The organism is Salmonella bongori NCTC 12419, assembly GCF_000252995.1.
Taxonomy (GTDB): domain Bacteria; phylum Pseudomonadota; class Gammaproteobacteria; order Enterobacterales; family Enterobacteriaceae; genus Salmonella; species Salmonella bongori.
In genome coordinates this window covers 3,824,371-3,845,806 of record NC_015761.1, presented here as the reverse complement: position 1 = coordinate 3,845,806, position 21,436 = coordinate 3,824,371, and the positions used below count along the sequence as shown (strand labels likewise).

General features: G+C 52.7%; 20 protein-coding genes and 4 tRNA genes. 9 read left to right on the top strand and 15 right to left on the bottom strand.

What is annotated here, in order from left to right:
• Positions 1-17: 17 nt before the first annotated feature.
• Complete coding sequence (pldA, locus tag SBG_RS18185) at positions 18-887, bottom strand: phospholipase A (protein ID WP_001201668.1); 870 nt, start codon at positions 885-887, stop codon at positions 18-20.
• 164 nt (positions 888-1,051) lie between these two features.
• Between pldA and yigI the strand changes: the two genes are divergently transcribed.
• From yigI to SBG_RS18165, 4 genes are all read left to right on the top strand, one after another.
• Entirely contained in the window at positions 1,052-1,519 is a 468-nt protein-coding gene (gene yigI / locus SBG_RS18180; protein ID WP_001277139.1) for an acyl-CoA thioesterase YigI, read from the top strand.
• Positions 1,520-1,562: 43 nt separating this feature from the next.
• Entirely contained in the window at positions 1,563-2,459 is an 897-nt protein-coding gene (gene rarD / locus SBG_RS18175) for an EamA family transporter RarD (protein ID WP_000339087.1), read from the top strand.
• A gap of 200 nt (positions 2,460-2,659) precedes the next feature.
• Positions 2,660-3,505, top strand: a complete 846-nt coding sequence (locus SBG_RS18170; protein ID WP_024135152.1) for a YPO3983 family protein — start codon at positions 2,660-2,662, stop codon at positions 3,503-3,505.
• On the top strand, positions 3,505-3,981 hold the full coding sequence (locus SBG_RS18165; protein ID WP_000790636.1) for a DUF943 family protein: 477 nt from the start codon (positions 3,505-3,507) through the stop codon (positions 3,979-3,981). Before SBG_RS18170 ends, SBG_RS18165 begins: the two co-directional genes overlap by 1 nt.
• A 95-nt stretch (positions 3,982-4,076) precedes the next feature.
• Here SBG_RS18165 and corA read toward each other — a convergent pair whose 3' ends face one another.
• The 8 genes from corA to lptM form a co-directional block, all read right to left on the bottom strand.
• Positions 4,077-5,027: a magnesium/cobalt transporter CorA gene (gene corA / locus SBG_RS18160; RefSeq protein WP_000947141.1), complete on the bottom strand. Its 951-nt coding sequence runs from the start codon at positions 5,025-5,027 to the stop codon at positions 4,077-4,079.
• Positions 5,028-5,181: 154 nt separating this feature from the next.
• Positions 5,182-5,238, bottom strand: a complete 57-nt coding sequence (gene ysgD, locus SBG_RS23265; protein WP_212723238.1) for a YsgD/CorL family protein — start codon at positions 5,236-5,238, stop codon at positions 5,182-5,184.
• Between the two features lie 323 nt (positions 5,239-5,561).
• A complete protein-coding gene (gene uvrD / locus SBG_RS18155) occupies positions 5,562-7,724 on the bottom strand; it encodes a DNA helicase II (protein WP_000383442.1) in 2,163 nt (720 codons plus the stop codon).
• A gap of 138 nt (positions 7,725-7,862) precedes the next feature.
• Complete coding sequence (yigB, locus tag SBG_RS18150; protein ID WP_001213564.1) at positions 7,863-8,579, bottom strand: 5-amino-6-(5-phospho-D-ribitylamino)uracil phosphatase YigB; 717 nt, start codon at positions 8,577-8,579, stop codon at positions 7,863-7,865.
• Positions 8,579-9,481: a tyrosine recombinase XerC gene (xerC, locus tag SBG_RS18145; protein ID WP_000128601.1), complete on the bottom strand. Its 903-nt coding sequence runs from the start codon at positions 9,479-9,481 to the stop codon at positions 8,579-8,581. The genes yigB and xerC overlap by 1 nt, the downstream gene beginning before the upstream one ends.
• A complete protein-coding gene (locus tag SBG_RS18140) occupies positions 9,478-10,185 on the bottom strand; it encodes a DUF484 domain-containing protein (protein WP_000812754.1) in 708 nt (235 codons plus the stop codon). The genes xerC and SBG_RS18140 overlap by 4 nt, the downstream gene beginning before the upstream one ends.
• Positions 10,182-11,006 (bottom strand): diaminopimelate epimerase, encoded by an 825-nt coding sequence (gene dapF, locus SBG_RS18135; protein WP_001160664.1) that lies wholly within the window; start codon positions 11,004-11,006, stop codon positions 10,182-10,184. The genes SBG_RS18140 and dapF overlap by 4 nt, the downstream gene beginning before the upstream one ends.
• Positions 11,007-11,043: 37 nt before the next feature.
• Positions 11,044-11,247, bottom strand: coding sequence for an LPS translocon maturation chaperone LptM (gene lptM / locus SBG_RS18130; protein ID WP_000799881.1), 204 nt, complete (start codon positions 11,245-11,247; stop codon positions 11,044-11,046).
• Between the two features lie 138 nt (positions 11,248-11,385).
• On the opposite strand from lptM, the gene cyaY reads away from it, so the two are divergent.
• The gene (gene cyaY / locus SBG_RS18125; RefSeq protein WP_000999924.1) at positions 11,386-11,706 is read left to right on the top strand and encodes an iron donor protein CyaY; all 321 of its coding nucleotides are present in this window, start codon (positions 11,386-11,388) and stop codon (positions 11,704-11,706) included.
• A 126-nt stretch (positions 11,707-11,832) separates the two neighbouring features.
• On the opposite strand, the gene cyaA is transcribed toward cyaY, so the two are convergent.
• Positions 11,833-14,379 carry a class I adenylate cyclase gene (gene cyaA / locus SBG_RS18120; protein WP_000281708.1) on the bottom strand — a complete coding sequence of 849 codons (2,547 nt, stop codon included), beginning with the start codon at positions 14,377-14,379 and terminating at the stop codon, positions 11,833-11,835.
• Positions 14,380-14,755: 376 nt separating this feature from the next.
• Between cyaA and hemC the strand changes: the two genes are divergently transcribed.
• The 4 genes from hemC to hemY are packed head-to-tail and all read left to right on the top strand — an operon-like array spanning position 14,756 to position 18,836.
• A complete protein-coding gene (gene hemC / locus SBG_RS18115) occupies positions 14,756-15,697 on the top strand; it encodes a hydroxymethylbilane synthase (protein ID WP_015703079.1) in 942 nt (313 codons plus the stop codon).
• Positions 15,694-16,434 carry a uroporphyrinogen-III synthase gene (gene hemD / locus SBG_RS18110; RefSeq protein ID WP_000026034.1) on the top strand — a complete coding sequence of 247 codons (741 nt, stop codon included), beginning with the start codon at positions 15,694-15,696 and terminating at the stop codon, positions 16,432-16,434. Before hemC ends, hemD begins: the two co-directional genes overlap by 4 nt.
• Before the next feature lie 21 nt (positions 16,435-16,455).
• Positions 16,456-17,637: a uroporphyrinogen-III C-methyltransferase gene (gene hemX / locus SBG_RS18105; RefSeq protein ID WP_000138970.1), complete on the top strand. Its 1,182-nt coding sequence runs from the start codon at positions 16,456-16,458 to the stop codon at positions 17,635-17,637.
• A gap of 2 nt (positions 17,638-17,639) precedes the next feature.
• Positions 17,640-18,836, top strand: a complete 1,197-nt coding sequence (gene hemY / locus SBG_RS18100; RefSeq protein WP_024135150.1) for a protoheme IX biogenesis protein HemY — start codon at positions 17,640-17,642, stop codon at positions 18,834-18,836.
• 589 nt (positions 18,837-19,425) lie between these two features.
• Here the strand turns inward: hemY and SBG_RS18095 are convergent.
• The 5 genes from SBG_RS18095 to thrP form a co-directional block, all read right to left on the bottom strand.
• Positions 19,426-19,502: transfer RNA gene (locus SBG_RS18095), tRNA-Pro, on the bottom strand.
• A 41-nt stretch (positions 19,503-19,543) separates the two neighbouring features.
• Positions 19,544-19,630: transfer RNA gene (locus SBG_RS18090), tRNA-Leu, on the bottom strand.
• A 20-nt stretch (positions 19,631-19,650) separates the two neighbouring features.
• Positions 19,651-19,726: transfer RNA gene (locus SBG_RS18085), tRNA-His, on the bottom strand.
• A 54-nt stretch (positions 19,727-19,780) separates the two neighbouring features.
• A tRNA-Arg gene (locus SBG_RS18080) sits at positions 19,781-19,857 on the bottom strand.
• A 102-nt stretch (positions 19,858-19,959) separates the two neighbouring features.
• Positions 19,960-21,345: a bifunctional threonine/serine APC transporter ThrP gene (thrP, locus tag SBG_RS18075; protein ID WP_000818385.1), complete on the bottom strand. Its 1,386-nt coding sequence runs from the start codon at positions 21,343-21,345 to the stop codon at positions 19,960-19,962.
• Positions 21,346-21,436 lie beyond the last annotated feature (91 nt).

Genomic DNA, 21,436 nt, shown 5'->3' with positions numbered 1-21,436 from the left:
TAAAACACAATCATTAATCAGAAGATATCGTTAAGCATCACGCCGACGCCAACACGTGTCTGATTAAAATTATAGTCGATCAGCGATTCGCCATAACCGCTGTACACCTGGGTATAAAGGCGAACATGTTTGGTAACAGGGTAGCTTAAGCCAAGCTCCGCGCCACCATAGCCGGTATTCCAGTTGTACTGGCCTTTGGCGCTTAACACTGCCTCGCCCAGGTGATAACCAATTTTAAGCTGGTAATAACCCATATATTTGGTGATGTCCGGGTTATCATCGGTACTGCCAATTACGTACCACGGTTTGACCTCTACCAGCCAGTTGCCATTTTCGGCCATCAGGCGTGTATACAGTCGGTTCCAGCTACGCGAGGTAGGGTCAGATCGCCCGTTAGAGTCGTGGTTGTAGCCCATCTCCACATCGCGTAATGTCCAGCCGGCAAAACGATAATCTGTAGCAAAACCGAGAAAAAGCTGCGGTTCGTAGTTGGTTTCACGAAACGGCGCAGACTCTTTACTGTTTGAAAGCTGCCACCAGGATTTCTGTGTATAGGAAGCGCCCAGCACGGAATTATCCCCTAAGATACCGCGCCAGAGCGGGAACGCCAGGCTAAGCTGAAATTTCACTTCATCTTTGCGCGCGTTTTCTGACCAGTTATAGGTACGAATGGCCTCTTTGTTTAGATCGCTGGTATAGGTGTAGATCAAGTAATTCGTGTCATAAGGGTAAAGCGTAAAAGGATTATCATGCTCCTGCAGCATGTTAGCGATAATGCTCCCCCGCACTGCAGGCGCATCATGAACTTCTTTCACCGTCGCTTCTTGCGCATATGCTGCCACTGGCAGTAAGGTGGCTGGCAACAACCAATTCAGAATCGCCCGCATTCTTGCTCTTCTCCTGACGAAATATTTTCAGCACGTATCATTTTCTGCCAACCATTTTTACATATTTACACACCTGGACGTTAGTTATCCGTTCTTAAAGTGGAAAACAACAATTAAGAAGCATAATATCAACATTTTATTAACTGACGAGATGCCAGAAATTTATGTCTGCCGTACTTACTGCTGAACAAGCGCTGAAATTAGTGGGCGAAATGTTTGTCTACCATATGCCTTTTAACCGGGCATTAGGGCTGGAGCTGGAGCGCTACGAAAAAGCGTTTGCCCAGTTGGGATTCAATAATCAACCGATGATGGTCGGCAACTGGGCGCAGAGTATCCTGCACGGAGGCGTCATCGCCTCGGCGCTGGATGTCGCCGCCGGGTTGGTATGCGTCGGCAGTACTCTGACCCGACACGAAACGATTAGCGAAGATGAATTACGCCAACGCCTGTCACGGATGGGGACAATTGACCTGCGCGTCGATTATCTGCGGCCGGGGAGAGGCAATCGCTTTACGGCTACCAGTAGCCTGCTGCGCGCCGGTAATAAAGTGGCCGTCGCCCGCGTGGAATTACACAATGAAGATCAGCTGTACATCGCCAGCGCTACCGCCACTTATATGGTGGGATAAAAGCAGGTAAACTGTTGTTACACTTCAGATACGAGTTTTCCGGATGGATGCAAAACAAACGCGGCAGGGCGTATTACTCGCTCTTGCTGCCTATTTTATCTGGGGGATCGCCCCCGCCTACTTCAAGCTAATTTATTACGTTCCGGCGGATGAAATCCTCACCCACCGCGTAATCTGGTCATTCTTTTTTATGGTGGCGCTGATGAGCGTCAGCCGCCAGTGGTCAGGCGTTAAAACGCTGCTGAAAACACCAAAGAAAATTTTTCTGCTGGCGCTGTCGGCAGTGCTGATAGGCGGCAACTGGCTGCTTTTTATCTGGGCTGTGAATAACCATCATATGCTGGAAGCCAGCCTCGGTTACTTTATTAACCCGCTGGTGAATATCCTGCTGGGGATGATTTTTCTCGGTGAGCGATTCCGACGTATGCAGTGGCTGGCCGTGCTACTGGCGGGATGCGGGGTTCTGGTGCAGCTCTGGACCTTCGGTTCATTGCCTGTTATTGCCTTAGGACTGGCGTTTAGCTTCGCCTTTTATGGACTGGTACGCAAGAAAATTGCCGTAGAAGCGCAAACCGGCATGTTGTTCGAAACGCTATGGCTGCTGCCGATAGCCGCGATCTATTTGTTCGGCATTGCCGATAGCGCCACCAGTCATATGGGGCAGAATCCCCTGTCATTAAACCTGCTGTTGATTGCTGCCGGCGTCGTCACCACCATTCCGCTGCTGTGCTTCACCGGCGCGGCAACGCGTCTGCGCCTCTCAACGCTAGGCTTCTTCCAGTACATTGGCCCAACGCTGATGTTCCTGCTGGCAGTCACCTTTTATGATGAACATCCGGGCGCGGATAAGATGGTGACGTTCGGGTTTATCTGGGTCGCGCTGGCGATTTTTGTGATGGATGCGCTGTATACCCAGCGCAGAACGCGTAAAGGATTGTGATTGCGGTTTGCTTAACAGGCCTACCAATCCCGTAGGCCTGATAAGGCGTAGCGCCTGCTTTTAACTCAACCTGAAGTAACAATCCTGATTTAATAGTTCATAAAGAGGTGTGAAGCGAAGCCACTTTTCTGCCATCCCTTTCTTGTAACATTCATCCGCAGCAATCGATAAGTCACTGATTATTAATCAGATAAATGGAAATTACTCATATGTTCAATTCATCAATGTATCTCCCTTATACCCTCTTTGAACCCGTCACACGCTTCAACGATAATTCTGCCGGTGACATGCAATGTGGCGACATGGGAGAAGAAGAGCTTCTGGCGCTCGGCCTGAATGACATATCAGAAAAAGTCGATCCTTATCGCCTTATATATTATGATTTTCCCAGACCTTACATGGTAGATGGCGTGTTTAGCTTAACAAACCTCGGCAGAGAAATATCTCACGATGAATGTGTCGATATTCTATTCACAGAAATGAAAGAACTGGCAAAAATGTTTTCATTCTATGGTGAATATCAAACACTAATAGATGAACTCATCAGACATTTCAGATATGGAAATGGCAGCGCATTTTATAGCCAGCAACTAAATTCCGCCTTTCATAAAAGAGTAAATAAGAATATAAAAGACAGCCCTCTTTTTATAATTAAAGACTACATTCAGATGGAATTTAAAAAAAACATAAGACAAATCTATTTACCTGTAATATTGCATGGAATCAAAACAAACTTGCTTAGTTCACATCTCGCTAAATTTAATAATCTGGAGGACAGAATCAATGGACTGGGGATCTGCGTTCACGATATTGCTGCGCAAAAGATAACCCTCACGAATATTCAGAAGTACGCCATGGGCTGGAGCGCTACGCTACATTTCGCTGCGCAGGATCATTTTGGGCTGGATGTTGCCGATATCAAGAATAACTTTTATCGCGAATTTCGTTTTTTCCGCATATGGTTCTTTTTACAGCGGCACAAAGATTTTGCCTTTAAACCTTTTTTCACAAATTTTAATACCGTCACCAGAATCGGCGCTTACTGATGAAAAATAAATGTAAAAAAATAGCGCTGTGTTTATTCTTGCTGGCCGGGACCTATAATCTGTGGACCCTGCGGCCGGTTAAAATTCTGTATGCCTATTCAGATTTTGGCTCGACAGTGTTTCTGGTTGTGGATCATCTGCCGTGGACTGACAGAGATAAAATCAGGTGGTACCTGACGCACAGGGAAGAATTTAAGAGAAAATACCATTTACTGGATCAGGACTGGTTTCGCTATTATGTAATAGATATTGGCAACGGCTTTACTAATGCTAAAAATTATCACGATGGGCCGTATGAAGATTTATATTGCTTTCCGACCATTAAGGATGATGCTGATTGTATTGTGAAAGACTATTTATTAATCGTTGATGAGTATTCCAATAGTAATACTACTTTTGGTGTAACCGTTATTGATGGCGAGCATGAGTTCCAGTTAACGCCCGAGAAACAAATAGAGAGAGTTTTCCATCCATAAAGCATAGCGGTAGCTGAAATGAACTACCACTATGACTCGGCGTTCTGCTGGAACGGTAGGCCGGATAAGCGAAACACCATCCGGCGGCATTAAAATCACAGCCAGTTCTTACGCTTAAAGTAGAGATACGGTGCCAGCCCGGCAAGGATCATAAAAATAATCGCACCGGGATAGCCAAAGCTCCACTTCAGTTCCGGCATGAACTCAAAGTTCATGCCGTAGCTGGAAGCCACCAGCGTTGGCGGCAGGAAGACCACAGAGACCACCGAGAAAATCTTGATAATCCGGTTCTGCTCAATGTTAATAAACCCCATTGCCGCCTGCATCAGGAAGTTTACTTTCTGAAACAGTGATTCGTTATGCGGTAGCAGGGATTCGATATCTCGTAGAATCTCGCGTGCCTGCTCCAACTGTCCGCCCGGCAAACGTGCCTTGCGCACCAGGAAGTTTAGCGCGCGCTGGGTATCCATCAAACACAGGCGAACCTTCCAGCCGATATCTTCCAGCTCCGCCAGTGTGGAAAGCGCTTCGTCGTATTCATCTCCCTGATGCCCTTCCATAATCACGCGGCTCAGTTTTTCCAGATCGCTATAGATGTTTTCAATTTCATCCGCCAGTTGTTCGATTTTAGTTTCAAACAGATCGAGCAGTAATTCGTAAGCATTACCGTCAATCATCGCCTGGCTACGGGCGCGCATACGATACAAACGGAAGGCGGGTAGTTCGCGCTCACGCAGCGTAAACAGACGCCCATCGCGAATAGTGAATGCCACAGTGGAGTTACCGGCGTGATCCTCCGCATCTTCGAAGAAAAAGAAGGAGTGAATGTGTAGCCCATCTTCATCTTCAAAGAAGCGCGCAGAGGCTTCGATATCTTCCAGTTCAGGACGTGTCGCCAGACTTTGGCCCAGCTCAGACTGCACGCGCAATCGCTCGTCATCGTCCGGTTCGACCAGATCGATCCATACGGCATCAATCAGGGTTTGTGACTCCTCGACTTCCAGCCGGGTCAGTCGGTTTTTTTCCAGTTGAAATGCGCTCAGCATGACCGGGACTCCCAATGCGTAAAAATATCGGACAGTTCAGATGGGCACACAGAAACAAATTGGGTTTCAGACCATTAAACAGCCTGACTCAACGCGACGGGAAAAATGAAAGGTCGCTGACAACCGCTAAGGCTATCAGCAAAAAGGGATAGCCTTAGGAGTTGATCCTGGATGACAGGATAATGAGCCAGTATCTACTGGGTGTGTCCAAGGCGAATGTCCTCTTAGCGTAATCTTGCGCGCATGTTACGCCAGCAAAAATTTGCCGTCAACACGCAACGAAACGCGAAAAAGCAATAATTTCCCCTTATGCAGAAAGGTTAGCAGAGAGAAGGGATTTATCTATGATTTCAGACTATTAAGTGAGAGATTACAGGTACAAAACTGTCGGCCTGATAAGCGCAGCACCATCAGGTAATCATTCACGTCGGATGGCGGCGTAAACGCCTTATCCGGCCTATGAATCAAAATGTTAACCAACTCGTAGGCCGGCTAACACGCACCAGCATCGCCACCCGGCAATATGTGATTCGATCAGACCGTTTCCAGTTTCGCATACGCGGCCACTAACCATTTGATGCCCTGCCCCTGGAAGGCGACCTGCAGACGACTGTGCTCACCGCTGCCCTCCAGGTTAACAATAGTCCCTTCGCCGAACTTCGCGTGACGCACCCGCTGCCCGAGCTTATACCCCGTATCGTTTTCCGCCAGCGGCGTTCCCAGTCGCTGATGGCTCACCGGGCGGCTGACAGTGGCGCGCAAACGCACCTCTTCCACACACTCCTCCGGCAGCTCGCCGATAAAGCGCGACGGGCGATGGTAAACCTCTTTGCCGTACAGACGACGGGTTTCGGCATAGGTTAAGGTCAGCTTCTGCATGGCGCGCGTAACGCCGACGTAGGCCAGGCGACGCTCCTCTTCCAGACGTCCCCCTTCATCCAGCGACATCTGGCTGGGAAACATCCCTTCTTCCATCCCAACGATAAAGACCTGCGGAAACTCCAGTCCTTTTGCCGAATGCAATGTCATGAGCTGCACCGCATCCTGCCAGGTATCCGCCTGTCCTTCGCCCGCCTCCAGCGCCGCATGGGAAAGAAACGCCTGTAACGGCATCAGGTCTTCATCTTCTTCGTTGTAGCTAAACTGGCGCGTTGCTGTCACCAGCTCCTCTAAGTTTTCGATACGGGTCTGGCCTTTTTCACCTTTCTCTTGCTCGTACATGGTACGCAGGCCAGAGTCTTTGATCACCCGGTCGGTCTGCACATGCAGCGGCATGTCAGCAGTCTCTTGCGCCAGGGCGTCGACAAGCTCCATAAAGCGTTGTAGCGCGCTGGCTGCACGTCCAGCCAGCGCCTTCTCCTGTAGCAGTTCGCGGCAAGCCTGCCACAACGTTAGCTGGCGGTCACTCGAGGTCTGACGCACCACATCAAGCGTACGATCGCCGATACCACGCGTCGGGGTATTCACCACCCTTTCAAACGCCGCATCGTCGTTGCGGTTGGCAATCAAACGCAGATAAGAGAGTGCATCTTTAATTTCCTGGCGCTCGAAGAAGCGCATACCGCCATAAATACGGTACGGCATACTGGCCTGCAACAACGCCTCTTCCAGTACGCGCGACTGGGCGTTGCTACGATAAAGGATGGCGCATTGCGCAAGCGCGCCGCCGTTGTCCTGCCAGGTTTTGATGCGGTTAACCACAAAGCGCGCTTCATCCAGTTCGTTAAAGGCGCAATAGAGCGAAATCGGCTCGCCGTCAACGCCATCGGTCCACAGCTTTTTACCCAGGCGCCCGTTGTTATTCTCAATCAGAGCGTTCGCCGCGCTAAGAATGTTGCTGGTTGAACGGTAGTTCTGTTCCAGACGGATAGTCTGCGCGCCGGGAAAATCATTGAGGAAGCGCTGAATATTTTCTACCTGCGCTCCACGCCAGCCGTAGATCGACTGGTCATCGTCGCCGACAATCATCACTTTACCGGTATCGCCCGCCAGCAGACGAACCCAGGCGTACTGAATGTTGTTGGTATCCTGGAATTCGTCCACCAGGATATTAGTAAATCGCTCGCGATAGTGCTGCAGGATATGCGGCTTGTTCAGCCATAGTTCATGAGCGCGCAGCAGTAGCTCAGCGAAATCCACCAGGCCAGCGCGATCGCACGCTTCCTGATAGGCCTGATACACCTTCTGCCAGGTCTGCTCCACCGGATTGCCGTAGCTTTGGATATGGTGCGGGCGTAGTCCTTCGTCTTTCTGACTGTTGATGTACCACATCGCCTGACGCGGCGGCCACTGCTTCTCATCAAGATTCATCGCCTTAATCAGACGTTTAAGCAGACGCATCTGATCTTCACTGTCGAGAATCTGGAAATCCTGCGGCAGATTAGCGTCCATATGATGCGCGCGCAGCAGACGGTGCGCCAGACCGTGGAACGTCCCTACCCACATCCCCCCCTGGCTGGTGCCCATCAACTGGCCAATACGATGACGCATTTCCGCCGCCGCTTTGTTGGTAAAGGTCACCGCCATGATGGAATACGGCGAATTGTTTTCTACGCTCAGTAGCCAGGCGATGCGGTGCACCAGTACACGGGTTTTCCCGCTTCCCGCGCCCGCCAGCACCAGCATGTTGCTACGTGGCGCGGCCACCGCTTCGCGCTGTTTATCATTAAGGCTGTCGAGCAGGTAAGAAACGTCCATTGGCACCGCCGCGTAAAAAACATGAAAACTAAAAAACGCCCGGTGGCGCTTCGCTTACCGGGCCTACGTTATCGTAGGGCGGATAAGCATGACGCCATCCGCCAGAATGCCTGGGAATTTATACAGAACTTCTGGTGATTATATCAGCGAGGTGAGAGATGCCAACCGCGAAATTTCCATATGAGGCAGTAAACGGCTGTCCGGCGTCTGCATCAGGTCGGCATTTTCGGGTTTAATCCAGCAGGCCTGCATTCCACAACGAATAGCGCCAGCCACATCGGTGGTCAGATCGTCGCCGACATGCAGGATCTCGCCAATCGGCACGTTTAATTTTTCCGCCGCCAGGAAGTACATGTCGCTGAACGGCTTAGAGCGGCCATCCGGACCTGCGCGCAGGACAAACTTAAAGTAATCGCCGAGGCCAAACAGTTCCGGCTGGGCGTTACCGTTAGTGATAGCCACTAGCGGCCATTTTTCCGCAAGCCGCTGTAACGTCTCATGGGTCGCCTGCGGAACCTCAATCTGACTGCGCCATTTGGCAAAGTGCATCATCGCCGCATTCGCGCCGGCAATAGCCTCCTGCGCCGATAGTCCCGCATCCAGCATGGCCCGCTCTATCGCGCGATGACGCCACCGGGTCACATCATGATAAATTTCCGGCTCCGCTTCGCGCACCACCTGCCGTATCCGCTGTAAGTCGACGTTTTGAAACGACCGTAGCGACGGGTGATAATTTTGCATAAACGCGAGCGCTTCCTGCTCAGTACGCAAAATCACTGGACGGTTATCATAAAGGGTATCATCCAGGTCAAAGGTGAGCGCGGCGATACGCCCCAAAGGCCGGTAAAAACGCATTATTTCCCCCGTTTAGCGCGCGGATGCGCCGCGTCGTACACTGAAGCAAGGTGTTGAAAATCAAGATGAGTATAAATTTGGGTGGTGGAAAGGTTGGCATGGCCTAACAGCTCTTGCACACCGCGCAGATCGCCACTCGACTCCAGCATATGGGTCGCGAACGAGTGGCGCAGCTTATGCGGATGCACGTGGCTGTTCAGCCCCTGCTTTATGCCCCATTCAGCAAACCGTTTTTGGACATTGCGCGCGGAGATACGCTTGCCGAGCTTCGACAGGAATAATGCTTCTTCATCGCTGGCGAACAGGCCGCGCAGATCCAGCCAGTGCTCAATCCATGCCACCGCGTTACGGCCAATCGGCAGGCGTCGCTCTTTGCTGCCTTTTCCCATTACCCACACTTCGCCGGTATCAAGATCAAGGTGCTTTATATCCAGACCAACCAGTTCAGATAAACGCAGCCCCGCGCCGTACATGACCTCCAGCATCGCCCGGTCGCGTACGGCGAGCGGATCGTTGAGGTCAATATCCAACAGGCGGTTAACGTCATCGACATCGATATTTTTCGGCAGGTGACGCGGCGCTTTCGGCGCGGAGACGCCCTTCGCCGGGTTGGCTTTCAACTCGCCCTGGCTGACCAACCAGTCAAAAAAGCTACGCAATGCCGAGAGACTTAGCGCCAGGCTGGCGGGACCCAGTCCTTTGCGCCGGCTGCGCACCGCAAAACTGCGTACCATCGCAGCATCACATTGTTGCCAGCTTTTCAGACCCGTTTCTCCGGCTAAAGCAATAATGGCATCAAGCTGACGCTGATAATTCAGCAGAGTAATCGGGCTAAGCTGGCGCTCCACGCCTAAATAGCGCAGAAACCGTGAGACATCCTGAGAAAGTGCGGCATCCGTCATACGCGTTCAATCCAGCGTTCCAGCAGTTCCGGCAACATCAGCGCGATCTCCTGCAGAAGCTGTGTCCCCTGTCCCGGCTGATAATGATGGGCGTCGCGACTGCTGAAAAGCACAACGCCTAGATCGCCGTCACGGCCCAGCATTGACATCGCAACCGAACCAATTGCTTTCGCCTCCGGCAGGACCACCAGCAGTTCCGGTCCGTTTAGCGGACCAAGATAGTGCTGCGACTGCCCCAGGCGCTGGATACGTAGCGGCTCGAAAGTTTGACGGTTTAAGGCCAGATGCGTATAGCGCGATGGCGCGCCAAGTCGCCAGCGATCCGGGAACAAACGGATCGTTGCGCCGGCAAGCCCCAACTCGCGCGCCCAGCGGTGAAACCGTATCAGCATCTCATCCAGACTCTCCGCGGCGGCCAGACGGCTTTGTAGATGCAGCAGGCGATAGAACAGGTGTTCGTTGGCATGAGCCTGTTCCATCAGCAGCGTCATATTTTCTTCAAGCGCATTGATGTAGTTACGCGCGCGAGCCATATGCCACTCCACGAGCGAAACCGTTCCCCGAACGGGATGCGGAACGCGCATCGCCTCCACAGCATGGGCATTACGGATAAAAAACTCAGGGTGGCGCAGCAGATAATCAACAACCGCCCGGTCGTCCAGTTCTGTGAGCGTTTCCTGTAGTTCTTCCTCTGGTTGCTTCATAAATGGATAAATCCGTCGTAGACATGTGCCGCCGGGCCAGTCATGTATAACGGATGACCCGGACCTTTCCAGGCGATATCCAGTCGACCGCCCGGTAATTCCACGCGTACGTCTTCAGCCAGGAGTCCCTGCTGAATTCCCACCGCGACGGCGGCGCACGCACCGCTGCCGCACGCGCGGGTTTCTCCTGCGCCGCGTTCATAAACACGCAGGCGGATATGCTCGCGTCTTACGACCTGCATAAAACCGATATTGGCGCGTTCCGGAAAACGTTCATGGCTTTCCAGAACCGGTCCCAGCGTGTCAACAGCCGCTGTGTCGACGTTATCAACCTGAATCACACAGTGCGGATTGCCCATAGAAACCACGCCACACAGTATGGTCTGTTCCGCCGCTCGCATAATATACGTTTTTTCCGCTTTGTTGGCGCGAAAAGGGACCTGTGCGGGTTCAAAGTTTGGCTCTCCCATGTTCACCCGCACCAGCTCATCTTCTGTGACGCTCAGCACCATCCGGCCATTCGCGGTACTGACCCGAATATCACGTTTATTAGTTAGCCCTTTCAGACGAACGAATCGTGCGAAACAGCGTGCGCCGTTGCCACACTGCGAGACTTCGCTGCCGTCGGCGTTGAAGATCCGGTAATGAAAGTCCAGTTCAGGGTCATAGGGCGGCTCAACCACCAATAGTTGATCGAACCCTACGCCCAGGTGTCTGTCGGACAGCCGGCGAATCAGCTCCGGCGAAAAAAAGACATTCTGCGTTACCGCGTCGACGACCATAAAGTCGTTGCCAAGGCCATGCATTTTAGAGAATTGCATTATTCACTCCGTTCACGCGGGGGACAGAAAATTATCCTCAGTAATTGACCTGGGATGGCCCCTCTCCCGTTGCGCGATCGTTCTTATCGGGCATCGTGGACTGCGTTGGTGAATCGACTTTTTTCGTCGGCGGCGGCGCATTTTTATCAGCGGGCGGGAAATAGAGCGGCCCTTTCAAACCGCAGCCCGTCAGGCTGAACAGAGTCAGAAGTACAGCGAATGCCTTAAACACGTTTTTCATTATGGATTGCCTGTAAGTTCATGCTTTCTGTTTTCTATCATCGCAGGAGAAGGCGTAAAAGCAAGAGTTTGGCGGTAAACTGCAACGCCTTTTGTTCCAGGTTATACTGCCGCCATCACGAAAAAACGGGAAACGACAATGAATGACAGTGAATTTCATCGCCTGGCTGACGCTCTGTGGCTAACCATTGAAGAGCGCCTTGATAACTGGGACGGCGATAGCGATATCGACTGCGAAATTAACGGCGGCGTGCTGACCCTCAGCTTTGAGAACGGCAGTAAGATCATTATTAATCGTCAGGAACCGCTGCATCAGGTGTGGCTGGCAACCAAACAGGGCGGCTATCATTTTGATTTGAAAGGCGACGAGTGGGTTTGCGATCGCAGCGGCGCCACCTTCTGGCATCTCCTGGAGCAGGCGGCAACGCAGCAGGCGGGCGAGACGGTAAGCTTCCGCTAAGTGTTTTATTACCCGGTGATCAGCGCTTACGGGGCCTGGAGCCAACCACAGGCCGGATAAGACGCGCCTGCGTCGCCATCCGGCACAATACGCGTGATGCCGGGCACAACGATTATCCGGCGCTAACTATAAGAAATACTGCTGTAATAGCGGTGCGTCATGGTCCTGGTTAGCTGGTGGTGCCGCGTTAAGGGGCTGCGTACGGAATGGAATGACCTGCGCACGTCCCTCGGTTTTCACTATCTGGTAGAACTGCGGCAGGTTAAAGTTGATAAAGCTGGAGCCATACGTGAAGCGATCGTGCGATGATGAATAGAAGCGGCTGACGTCGCGCACCAGTTCTTCCTTGCTACCTTCGCAATGATGATATACTTCCGCCCGGTTACTTTCGTCCAGTATATAAATATTAAAGCCTTTCGCATCGCCCGTTTCTTCAAAAAAGAACTGAATAATCCCTTCGCTGGCGAAGCCATCCACCACTGACGGCAATTTCACATGATTAGTTTCGACCTGTACCGACAGGCCGTGTAGTTTGTTATGCGAAATAGCGCCGTAGAATTCGATGGCGTTTTCCAGTTTCTGTACCGAGACGTTCAGGCGTTCGAAGAAAAGCCCCCACGTCTGCCCGGAAACACGCAGCGCCTTAAAGCGACCGGTCTCCTGGCGGGTGCTGGAAAGACGTAGCTCGATACATTCGGAGACCAGTTGCTGCACGCGGGTGCGAATCAGGCCGCGAAGATGCTGGCTGTAGCAGAACACCTCCACGCTATCCGGCGGCGCGGCATCCTGGTGCATTTTCCCCAAAATCGTTTTCAACGCCTCAATCATCGCCTGCTCGCCGTTAAAGTGCAAAGTACGCACTTCATTCCATGAGTTGCGATACAGCAAGTCGATACTGCCTACCAGACAGTTTTGCTCTTCGCCAAAGCTGAAAACATCCAGCTTACGGAAGTCAAAATGCACCACTTTATTGCGAAACGCCGCCGTCGGGTCATATTCGAGGTTAACGATAATCGCCAAATGACGAATTTCACAGGGGCTGTAGAGCGCTTTTGGCGTTGGCGCTGGCAAACGCAGCGGGAAATGGTGCGAAACATCGGCCACCATCTCCTGCAGCTTAGGCAAGTCGACAATCCCGTTGCCCTTAATAAACAGGTGCGTCCGTGACGTCAGCAGGCCGTTGAACCACGCCCAGGCCACCAGCTTATTAAGATAACGGTTATATTCCAGCGGCTGATGGCTGATGATAGAGTCCATGTTCGGCGCACGGTTATAAAGATACCAGCCTGAACGATTGGCGCGCCCCGGCGGCACATGGATAAACGTTAAATTCGGCTCAGAGAGATCCGGCGATATCTGCGGGTTCACCAGCGTGACTTTACCCGGCAACGCTTCAAAAGCGGCGTACAGCTTACGCGTCAGTACGCCGATATCCTGCGGGCTGGCGCTCACGCTGAGGTTGTTGCGCCGCGCGAAGCGTATCAGATTGCGATAGCTCTGCATCATTGCGTCGAGCAATTCGTTGTGAGCTTCACGCACCCGATCGATTTTCCAGTTCGCGCGATTATCAAGCATGGCCAGACGCGCATCGTCCCATCCCCACTCGCTGACTAACTGGCTTAATACTTCCCGGCGCCAGCCTACGCAGGCGCGCTCGCGGCTTAACTTCTCGCACACTTTCAGGTAGAAACAGCGGCGGACTAAATCCAGCCGCGTCGGATCTTCAATAGCCGTCAGGTATTCAGTGACCCGTTCCAGCATCATGCAGTAAGGATCGAGACCAAACGAGACAATTTCGCCGTCATGCAGGCGCTGTTTTATATCTTTCGCCAGCAGGCGTGGATTGGGGTATTCCCATGAGTAGGCTTCCAGTAGCAGCGTTTTCAGCACTGCTTTGTACGGAGAGTCGATGCTTTTGTACAACTGCCACAGACTGGCGCCAAAGTACTCTTCAGCGGAGAGTGAACTTAAGCCCCCCAGATCCAGCCATTCGTTTGGCGTTAACACGCCCTGGGCGTAGAGCGTCATAACATAGTCGTCATAATGCTCTTCTTCGTCACATGGCACCATACTCCACAGGATACGTTTTCCGGCCAGGCGCACCGCGGTACGATAAAACTCATCAAGCAACAAGATGTGCTGCGTAGAACCGCAATCTTCGCCGCCCAGGCTGCCACTTTCGTTATGACGGAAACGGTTTTCGTCGATCAGGAAGAAACTGACCTCAACGCCAAGCGAGGCGGCCCAGCTTTCCAGCAGGCTACACTTACGCTGCAGCAACTGACGCTCTTCGCCGTCGAGCCAGGACTGGTGACACACCCAAATATCCAGATCGGACGAGCAGCTCTGCCCGACAGAAGAGGTGCTACCCATCGTATAAACGCCGGTAATCGGCAGTTCACCTTTCGGCGGAGCCTGCGGCGTCATACCACGGTACAGCTCAAGTTCGTTCAGATAATGGCGTTGGGTTTCATCAGGCGTGTAGAAACAAATACCGCTGGGAACGTTACCATCAAGGTAACCCGGCATCAGTGGATGGTGATAATGCAATAATGTCGGCAGAAGACTGTAAACCTGCTGAAAAGCGGGCCCCATGGCAGCAAGCGCGCGATCCACGCGCAGTTGATTGATGGCATCCAGTCTCTGTTTCAGAGTCTCAATATAGAGGTACAAGACGTATCGCCTGATGTTGCTACCCGTCATGGTCCAGGTCAGTATCTCGCCGTCGCCATTCGGGATAAACCGTATGTCAAAAATAACCGTTGCCCTTTTTCGTCTGCATATTTTTATCTAATACCGACGAAAAAATGGTCTAAAACGTGATCAATTTAACACCTTGCTCATTGACCGTAAAGAAAGATGCGCTACATACAAGTGTAGCACCGTTCGCTGCGTGTAAATTCCTAAATACGAGTTGGCGGTGTCTCGTCATTATTCACTGCCATTGACGACACAGCGCCTTATCCTCTCACTCACGGTGACCGGAAAACTAACATCCTCTCTATAAGGATGTTAGGATGGTCAATGATTGATAATGACGGTAACAAGCATGTTAGACAATGTTTTAAGAATTGCCACACGCCAAAGTCCCCTTGCGCTTTGGCAGGCACATTATGTCAAAGACGCATTGATGGCAACCCACCCGGGACTGATCGTGGAACTGGTGCCGATGGTCACGCGCGGCGATGTGATCCTCGACACCCCTCTGGCAAAAGTGGGCGGCAAGGGACTGTTTGTTAAAGAGCTGGAAATCGCGCTGCTGGAAAAACGCGCCGATATCGCTGTGCACTCCATGAAAGACGTTCCGGTGGCTTTTCCGGACGGTCTCGGCCTGGTGACAATTTGCGAGCGCGAAGATCCGCGTGACGCTTTTGTCTCGAATAAATACCACAGTCTGGATGATCTGCCCGCGGGCAGTATCGTCGGGACGTCCAGCTTACGGCGTCAGTGTCAACTGGCGGAACGCCGTCCAGACCTCATTATCCGTTCGTTGCGCGGCAATGTCGGCACACGCCTCGGCAAGTTGGACAACGGCGACTATGACGCCATTATCCTGGCCGTGGCAGGTCTGAAACGCTTAGGCCTGGAATCGCGTATTCGCACAGCCTTGCCGCCCGACGTTTCGCTTCCTGCCGTAGGCCAGGGCGCCGTCGGGATTGAATGTCGTCTTGACGACGCGCGAACGCAGGCACTGCTCGCACCGTTGAATCACCCGCAAACCGCGCTGCGCGTAACGGCGGAACGCGCCATGAACACCCGCCTGGAAGGCGGCTGTCAGGTGCCGATTGGCAGCTATGCAGAAATCATCAACGGCGAAATTTGGCTACGCGCGCTGGTTGGCGCACCGGACGGTTCGGTGATGGTGCGCGGCGAACGTCGTGGTTCTCCCGAGCAGGCGGAGCAAATGGGCATCTCGCTTGCAGAGGAACTGCTGGAAAACGGCGCGCGCGCGATTCTGACGGAAGTTTATAACGGCGAGGCGCCCGCATGAGTATTCTGGTCACCCGCCCCTCTCCCGCAGGGGAGGCGTTAGTGAGCCGTCTGCGCACACTGGGGCAGGTGGCCTGGAGTTTTCCGCTGATTGAATTTGTCGCCGGTCAGGAACTGCCTACCCTTGCTGACCGTCTGGCGACACTGACGGAAAACGATCTGGTTTTTGCCCTTTCTCAGCACGCCGTCGCCTTCGCTCATGCCCGCCTCCAGCAGGATGGTCGGCACTGGCCTGCGTTACCGCGCTATTTTGCGATTGGCCGCACCACAGCGCTCGCTCTTCATACCGTTAGCGGGTTTGATATTCGTTATCCGTTGGATCGGGAAATCAGCGAAGTCTTGCTACAATTACCTGAATTACAAAATATTGCGGGCAAACGCGCGCTGATTTTGCGTGGCAACGGTGGGCGCGAACTGTTGGGTGAAACCCTAACCGCTCGCGGAGCCGAAGTCAGTTTTTGTGAATGTTATCAACGAAGTGCGAAACATTACGATGGCGCAGAAGAAGCGATGCGTTGGCATGCTCGCGGCGTAACAACACTTGTTGTTACCAGCGGCGAAATGTTGCAGCAGCTCTGGTCGCTGATTCCCCAGTGGTATCGTGAGCACTGGTTACTACGCTGTCGGCTGCTGGTCGTCAGTGAGCGTCTGGCGAACCTCGCCCGGGAACTGGGCTGGCAGGATATTAAGGTCGCTGATAACGCCGACAACGATGCGCTATTGCGCGCATTACAATAACTCTCATAATGGGATGCCATAATGACGGAACAAGAAAAATCCTCCGCCGTGGTTGATGAGACCAGGGAGACCGTGGAAACCACGCCACAGCCAGCCAATGCCGGCAAAAAAAGTAAGAATGGCGCCGCGTTGGTATTAAGCGCGGTAGCAATCGCGATTGCTCTGGCGGCGGGTATTGGGCTTTACAGTTGGGGGAAACAACAGGCGACCGCGCAAACAGAAACCAACGATGCGCTGGCAACTCAACTGACTGCTTTACAAAAGACGCAGGAGAGTCAAAAAGCGGAGCTGGAAGGGATTATCAAAAAACAAGCGACGCAGTTAGATGAAGCGAATCGCCAGCAGGCGGCGCTGGCGAAGCAGCTTGATGAGGTACAACAGAAAGTCGCTACTATTTCCGGCAGCGATGCAAAAACCTGGCTGCTGGCGCAGGCTGATTTCCTGGTAAAACTCGCCGGACGCAAGCTGTGGAGCGATCAGGATGTCACTACCGCCGCCGCGTTGCTCAAAAGCGCTGACGCCAGCCTGGCGGACATGAACGACCCCAGCCTGATTACCGCGCGGCGTGCGATTACTGACGATATTGCCAGCCTGGCATCCGTTACGCAGATCGACTACGACGGTATTATTCTCAAACTCAATCAGCTCTCTAACCAAATAGATAATCTGCGCCTGGCTGACAACGATACTGATGATTCACCGATGGATTCAGACAGCAGCGAGTTGTCCAGTTCGCTAAGCGAATGGCGCGTCAACCTACAAAAAAGCTGGCAGAACTTTATGGACAGCTTTATTACTATTCGTCGCCGCGATGACACCGCCGTACCGCTGCTGGCGCCGAACCAGGACGTCTATCTGCGCGAAAACATCCGCTCCCGCCTGTTAGTCGCCGCGCAGGCCGTCCCACGCCATCAGGAAGAAACATACCGCCAGGCGCTGGATAACGTTTCGACCTGGGTTCGCGCTTACTACGATACTGACGATGCCGCAACAAAAGCCTTCCTGGAAGAGGTTGATAAATTAAGCCAGCAAAATATCACCATGGATCTGCCGGAAACGCTGCAAAGCCAGGCAATTCTTGAAAAATTGATGCAAACCCGCGTACGTAATCTACTGGCGCAACCGACGGCCTCTGCAACAGAAGCGCCGTCTGTGCCTGCAACGCAGACAAACGCCCCGGCAGCCGCGCCGCAAGGAGAATAATGATGCTGAAAGTATTATTGCTCTTTGTATTGTTACTCGCCGGCATTGTGGTCGGTCCGATGATTGCCGGTCATCAGGGCTATGTGCTAATCCAGACCGATAACTACAATATTGAAACCAGCGTCACCGGGCTGGCGATCATTCTCATCGTCACTATGGTGGTGTTATTCATCATTGAGTGGCTGCTACGCCGTCTGTTTCGTACCGGTGCGCATACCCGTGGTTGGTTTGCCGGCCGTAAACGCCGCCGCGCCCGCAAGCAAACCGAACAGGCGCTGCTTAAGCTGGCGGAAGGAGACTATCAGCAGGTTGAAAAGCTGATGTCAAAAAATGCCGATCATGCTGAGCAGCCGGTAGTGAACTATCTGTTGGCGGCGGAAGCAGCGCAGCAGCGTGGTGATGAAGCGCGCGCTAATCAACACCTTGAACGTGCGGCAGAGCTGGCGGGGAACGACACCATCCCGGTAGAGATCACCCGCGTACGTTTACAGCTGGCGCGCAATGAAAATCATGCGGCGCGCCACGGTGTGGACAAGCTGCTGGAAGTCACACCGCGTCACCCGGAGGTGTTGCGCCTGGCGGAACAAGCCTATATTCGTACCGGCGCATGGAGTTCTTTACTGGATATCATCCCGTCGATGGCGAAAGCAAACGTCGGCGATGAAGCGCATCGCGCACGGCTTGAACAACAGGCATGGATAGGGTTGATGGATCAGGCTCGCGCCGAGCAGGGTAGCGAAGGATTACGCACCTGGTGGAAAAACCAAAGCCGTAAAACCCGCCATCAGGTGGCGCTTCAGGTCGCCATGGCTGAACATCTGATCGAATGTGACGATCATGATATGGCGCAGCAAATTATCATCGACGGCCTGAAACGCCAGTATGACGATCGACTGGTATTACCGATTCCCCGCCTCAAAACCAATAATCCGGAACAACTGGAGAAAGTGCTGCGCCAGCAAATCAAAACGGTAGGCGATCGCCCACTGTTATGGAGCACACTCGGCCAGTCACTGATGAAACACGGCGAATGGCAGGAGGCAACTCTGGCGTTCCGCGCCGCGCTGAAACAGCGTCCGGACGCTTATGATTACGCCTGGCTTGCCGATGCGCTCGACCGACTGCATCAGCCTGAGGAGGCTGCCGCCATGCGCCGTGACGGCCTGATGCTAACGTTACAGAACAATCCCTCACAATAATCGTCTTGCTGCCCGGTGGCGCTTCGCTGACCGGGCCTGCACTACCGCCCGGCAACCCATCCACGTTCCCTATAAAAAAACGCCTGCCCGGTTAAGGGGCAGGCGTCAAAACAGGTCTATATGACAACATAAAGGGGTGCTTCACTCAACGTTGTGTCCAGGGTGTTTGATGAGGCGTAAGCGACATCTGTCAGTGGACGATAAGCACCGTAAACGGCTCTGCATCATTCCTGAGTTTATGAAGCCAGACGGCGAGCATAAGAGATGGAATGAGCATCTACCCATATATTATTGCACATAACGTGCCATTTTTGCACCGCTAAAAAACAAGCGTAGGAGATAAAAAAGCGTAGAAAATTCACGACATTGTCGTCTCCCTGCTGCAGGCGAAGCTTTAATGTGTCGCCCATCGGAGACAAAACAGGTGATGTTTAATAAAAGTTTTATATATCAAAAGATTATTTGTCACCGAATAGCGACAAACACGGAGGGGTAATAACGTTCCATAGCCCACGAGGCCAACATACGCAGAATAACGGAGTAAAAAGGAACAGAAAACAAAAAACCCCGCCGAAGCGGGGTTCAAAATTGGTCGGCGAGAGAGGATTCGAACCTCCGACCCACTGGTCCCAAACCAGTTGCGCTACCAAGCTGCGCTACTCGCCGATGTACTACTTTTTGAGTTTTTAGTTCAACTCGTTGAGTCGTGGTGCGAGGGGGGGGACTTGAACCCCCACGTCCGTAAGGACACTAACACCTGAAGCTAGCGCGTCTACCAATTCCGCCACCTTCGCGTTTCACAACTCTATATTAATGGGGTGGCTAATGGGATTCGAACCCACGACAACTGGAATCACAATCCAGGGCTCTACCAACTGAGCTATAGCCACCACTGAAACTTTTTACGCGGTATTAAACCACCGCAGCTCAAGCACCTAAATAAATGGTACGCCCGACAGGATTCGAACCTGAGACCTCTGCCTCCGGAGGGCAGCGCTCTATCCAGCTGAGCTACGGGCGCTTAGCGCCGTTGCGGGGGTGGATAATACGGACTTCACACCCCGCTGTCCAGTGCCTTTTTAAATAAAATGCGCGTTTGGTTACGCTTTGCGCGTTTTGTCGCTTATTCCCCCACCTTGTGGGCGGTTCCGTGACGATTCAGGCCGAAAACTTTGTAGACCAGCGTCACGGCCAACAGGAAGATGACGCCGACAAACAGCGACATGCGGGTATCTTCATTAAAGTACATGCCGATTAAAACGCAAACCAGAAACACCATCGTCAGATAGTTCGCCCACGGGAACATAATGGAACGAAAAGGATGACTCGCTATCGCCACTTTATGCGCCCGACGAAAACGTAACTGGCTAATCAGAATCACAAACCATGGCACCATCCCCGGCAATACGCTTGCGCTATAAACGTAAACAAAGACGCGCTGGGGATTCGGGATAATGTAATTCAGACAGGAACCAACCAACAAAATCAAAATAGAGAGCGCCACACCCGCCACCGGCACGCCGTGGCGAGAGACTTTCGCGACTGCCGCTGGCAGTTGACGGTTTTTCGCCAGCGCGTAAAGCATACGCCCACAGCTATACATTCCGCTGTTACAGCCGGAGAGCGCCGCCGTCAGCACGACAAAGTTGATAATGCCTGCCGCGGCGGTAATGCCGATTTTCGCGAAGGTGAGTACGAAGGGGCTACCATTGCTGCCAATCTCATTCCACGGGAAAATGGTGACAATAACGAAAATCGCGCCAACATAAAAAATCAGGATACGCCACAGCACTTTACCCACCGCGCTACGCAACGTAACCTGCGGGTTCTTCGCCTCACCAGCGGTAATGCCTATCAACTCAACCCCCTGATAAGAGGCTACCACGATACATAATGCGGTCAGAAAACCTTTCCAGCCGCCAGCAAAAAATCCGCCATGCTCGGTCAGATTACCAAAGCCAATCGCCTGACCGCTGTTGCCAAAACCGAAGAAAATCACGCCCAGGCCAATCACGATCATCACAATGATCGTGGTGACTTTAATCATCGCAAACCAGAACTCGATTTCACCATACAGACGCACCGCCGCCAGGTTCGCTAACGCTACCAGCCCCACGGCAATCAGCGCGGGTATCCATTGCGCCATCTCCGGGAACCAAAACTGAACGTAGACCCCGATGGCAGTAATCTCCGAGATCCCGACCGCCATCCACATAAACCAGTACGACCAGGCGGTAAGATAGCCAAAAAACGGACTCATGTAGCGATGAGCGTACACGGCGAAGGAGCCGGTGACGGGTTCCAGAAAAAGCATCTCCCCCATCGAACGCATAATAAAAAAGACGAACAGCCCGGCGATAATATACGCCAGTAGCACGGATGGACCTGCCCATTTCAGCGTACTGGCGGCCCCCATAAAGAGTCCGACGCCGATAGTGCCACCAAGGGCAATCAATTCAATATGACGAGCTTCCAGCCCACGCTGTAGCTCCGGTTTTTTCTCTGCCATAAATCCTCATGTCGTGTTTGCAACGGTTCCGGTCGTGCCGGTTATTGTTATGGGTACATCGATTGTTGCGAATATTTTCTTAAATTTGGAT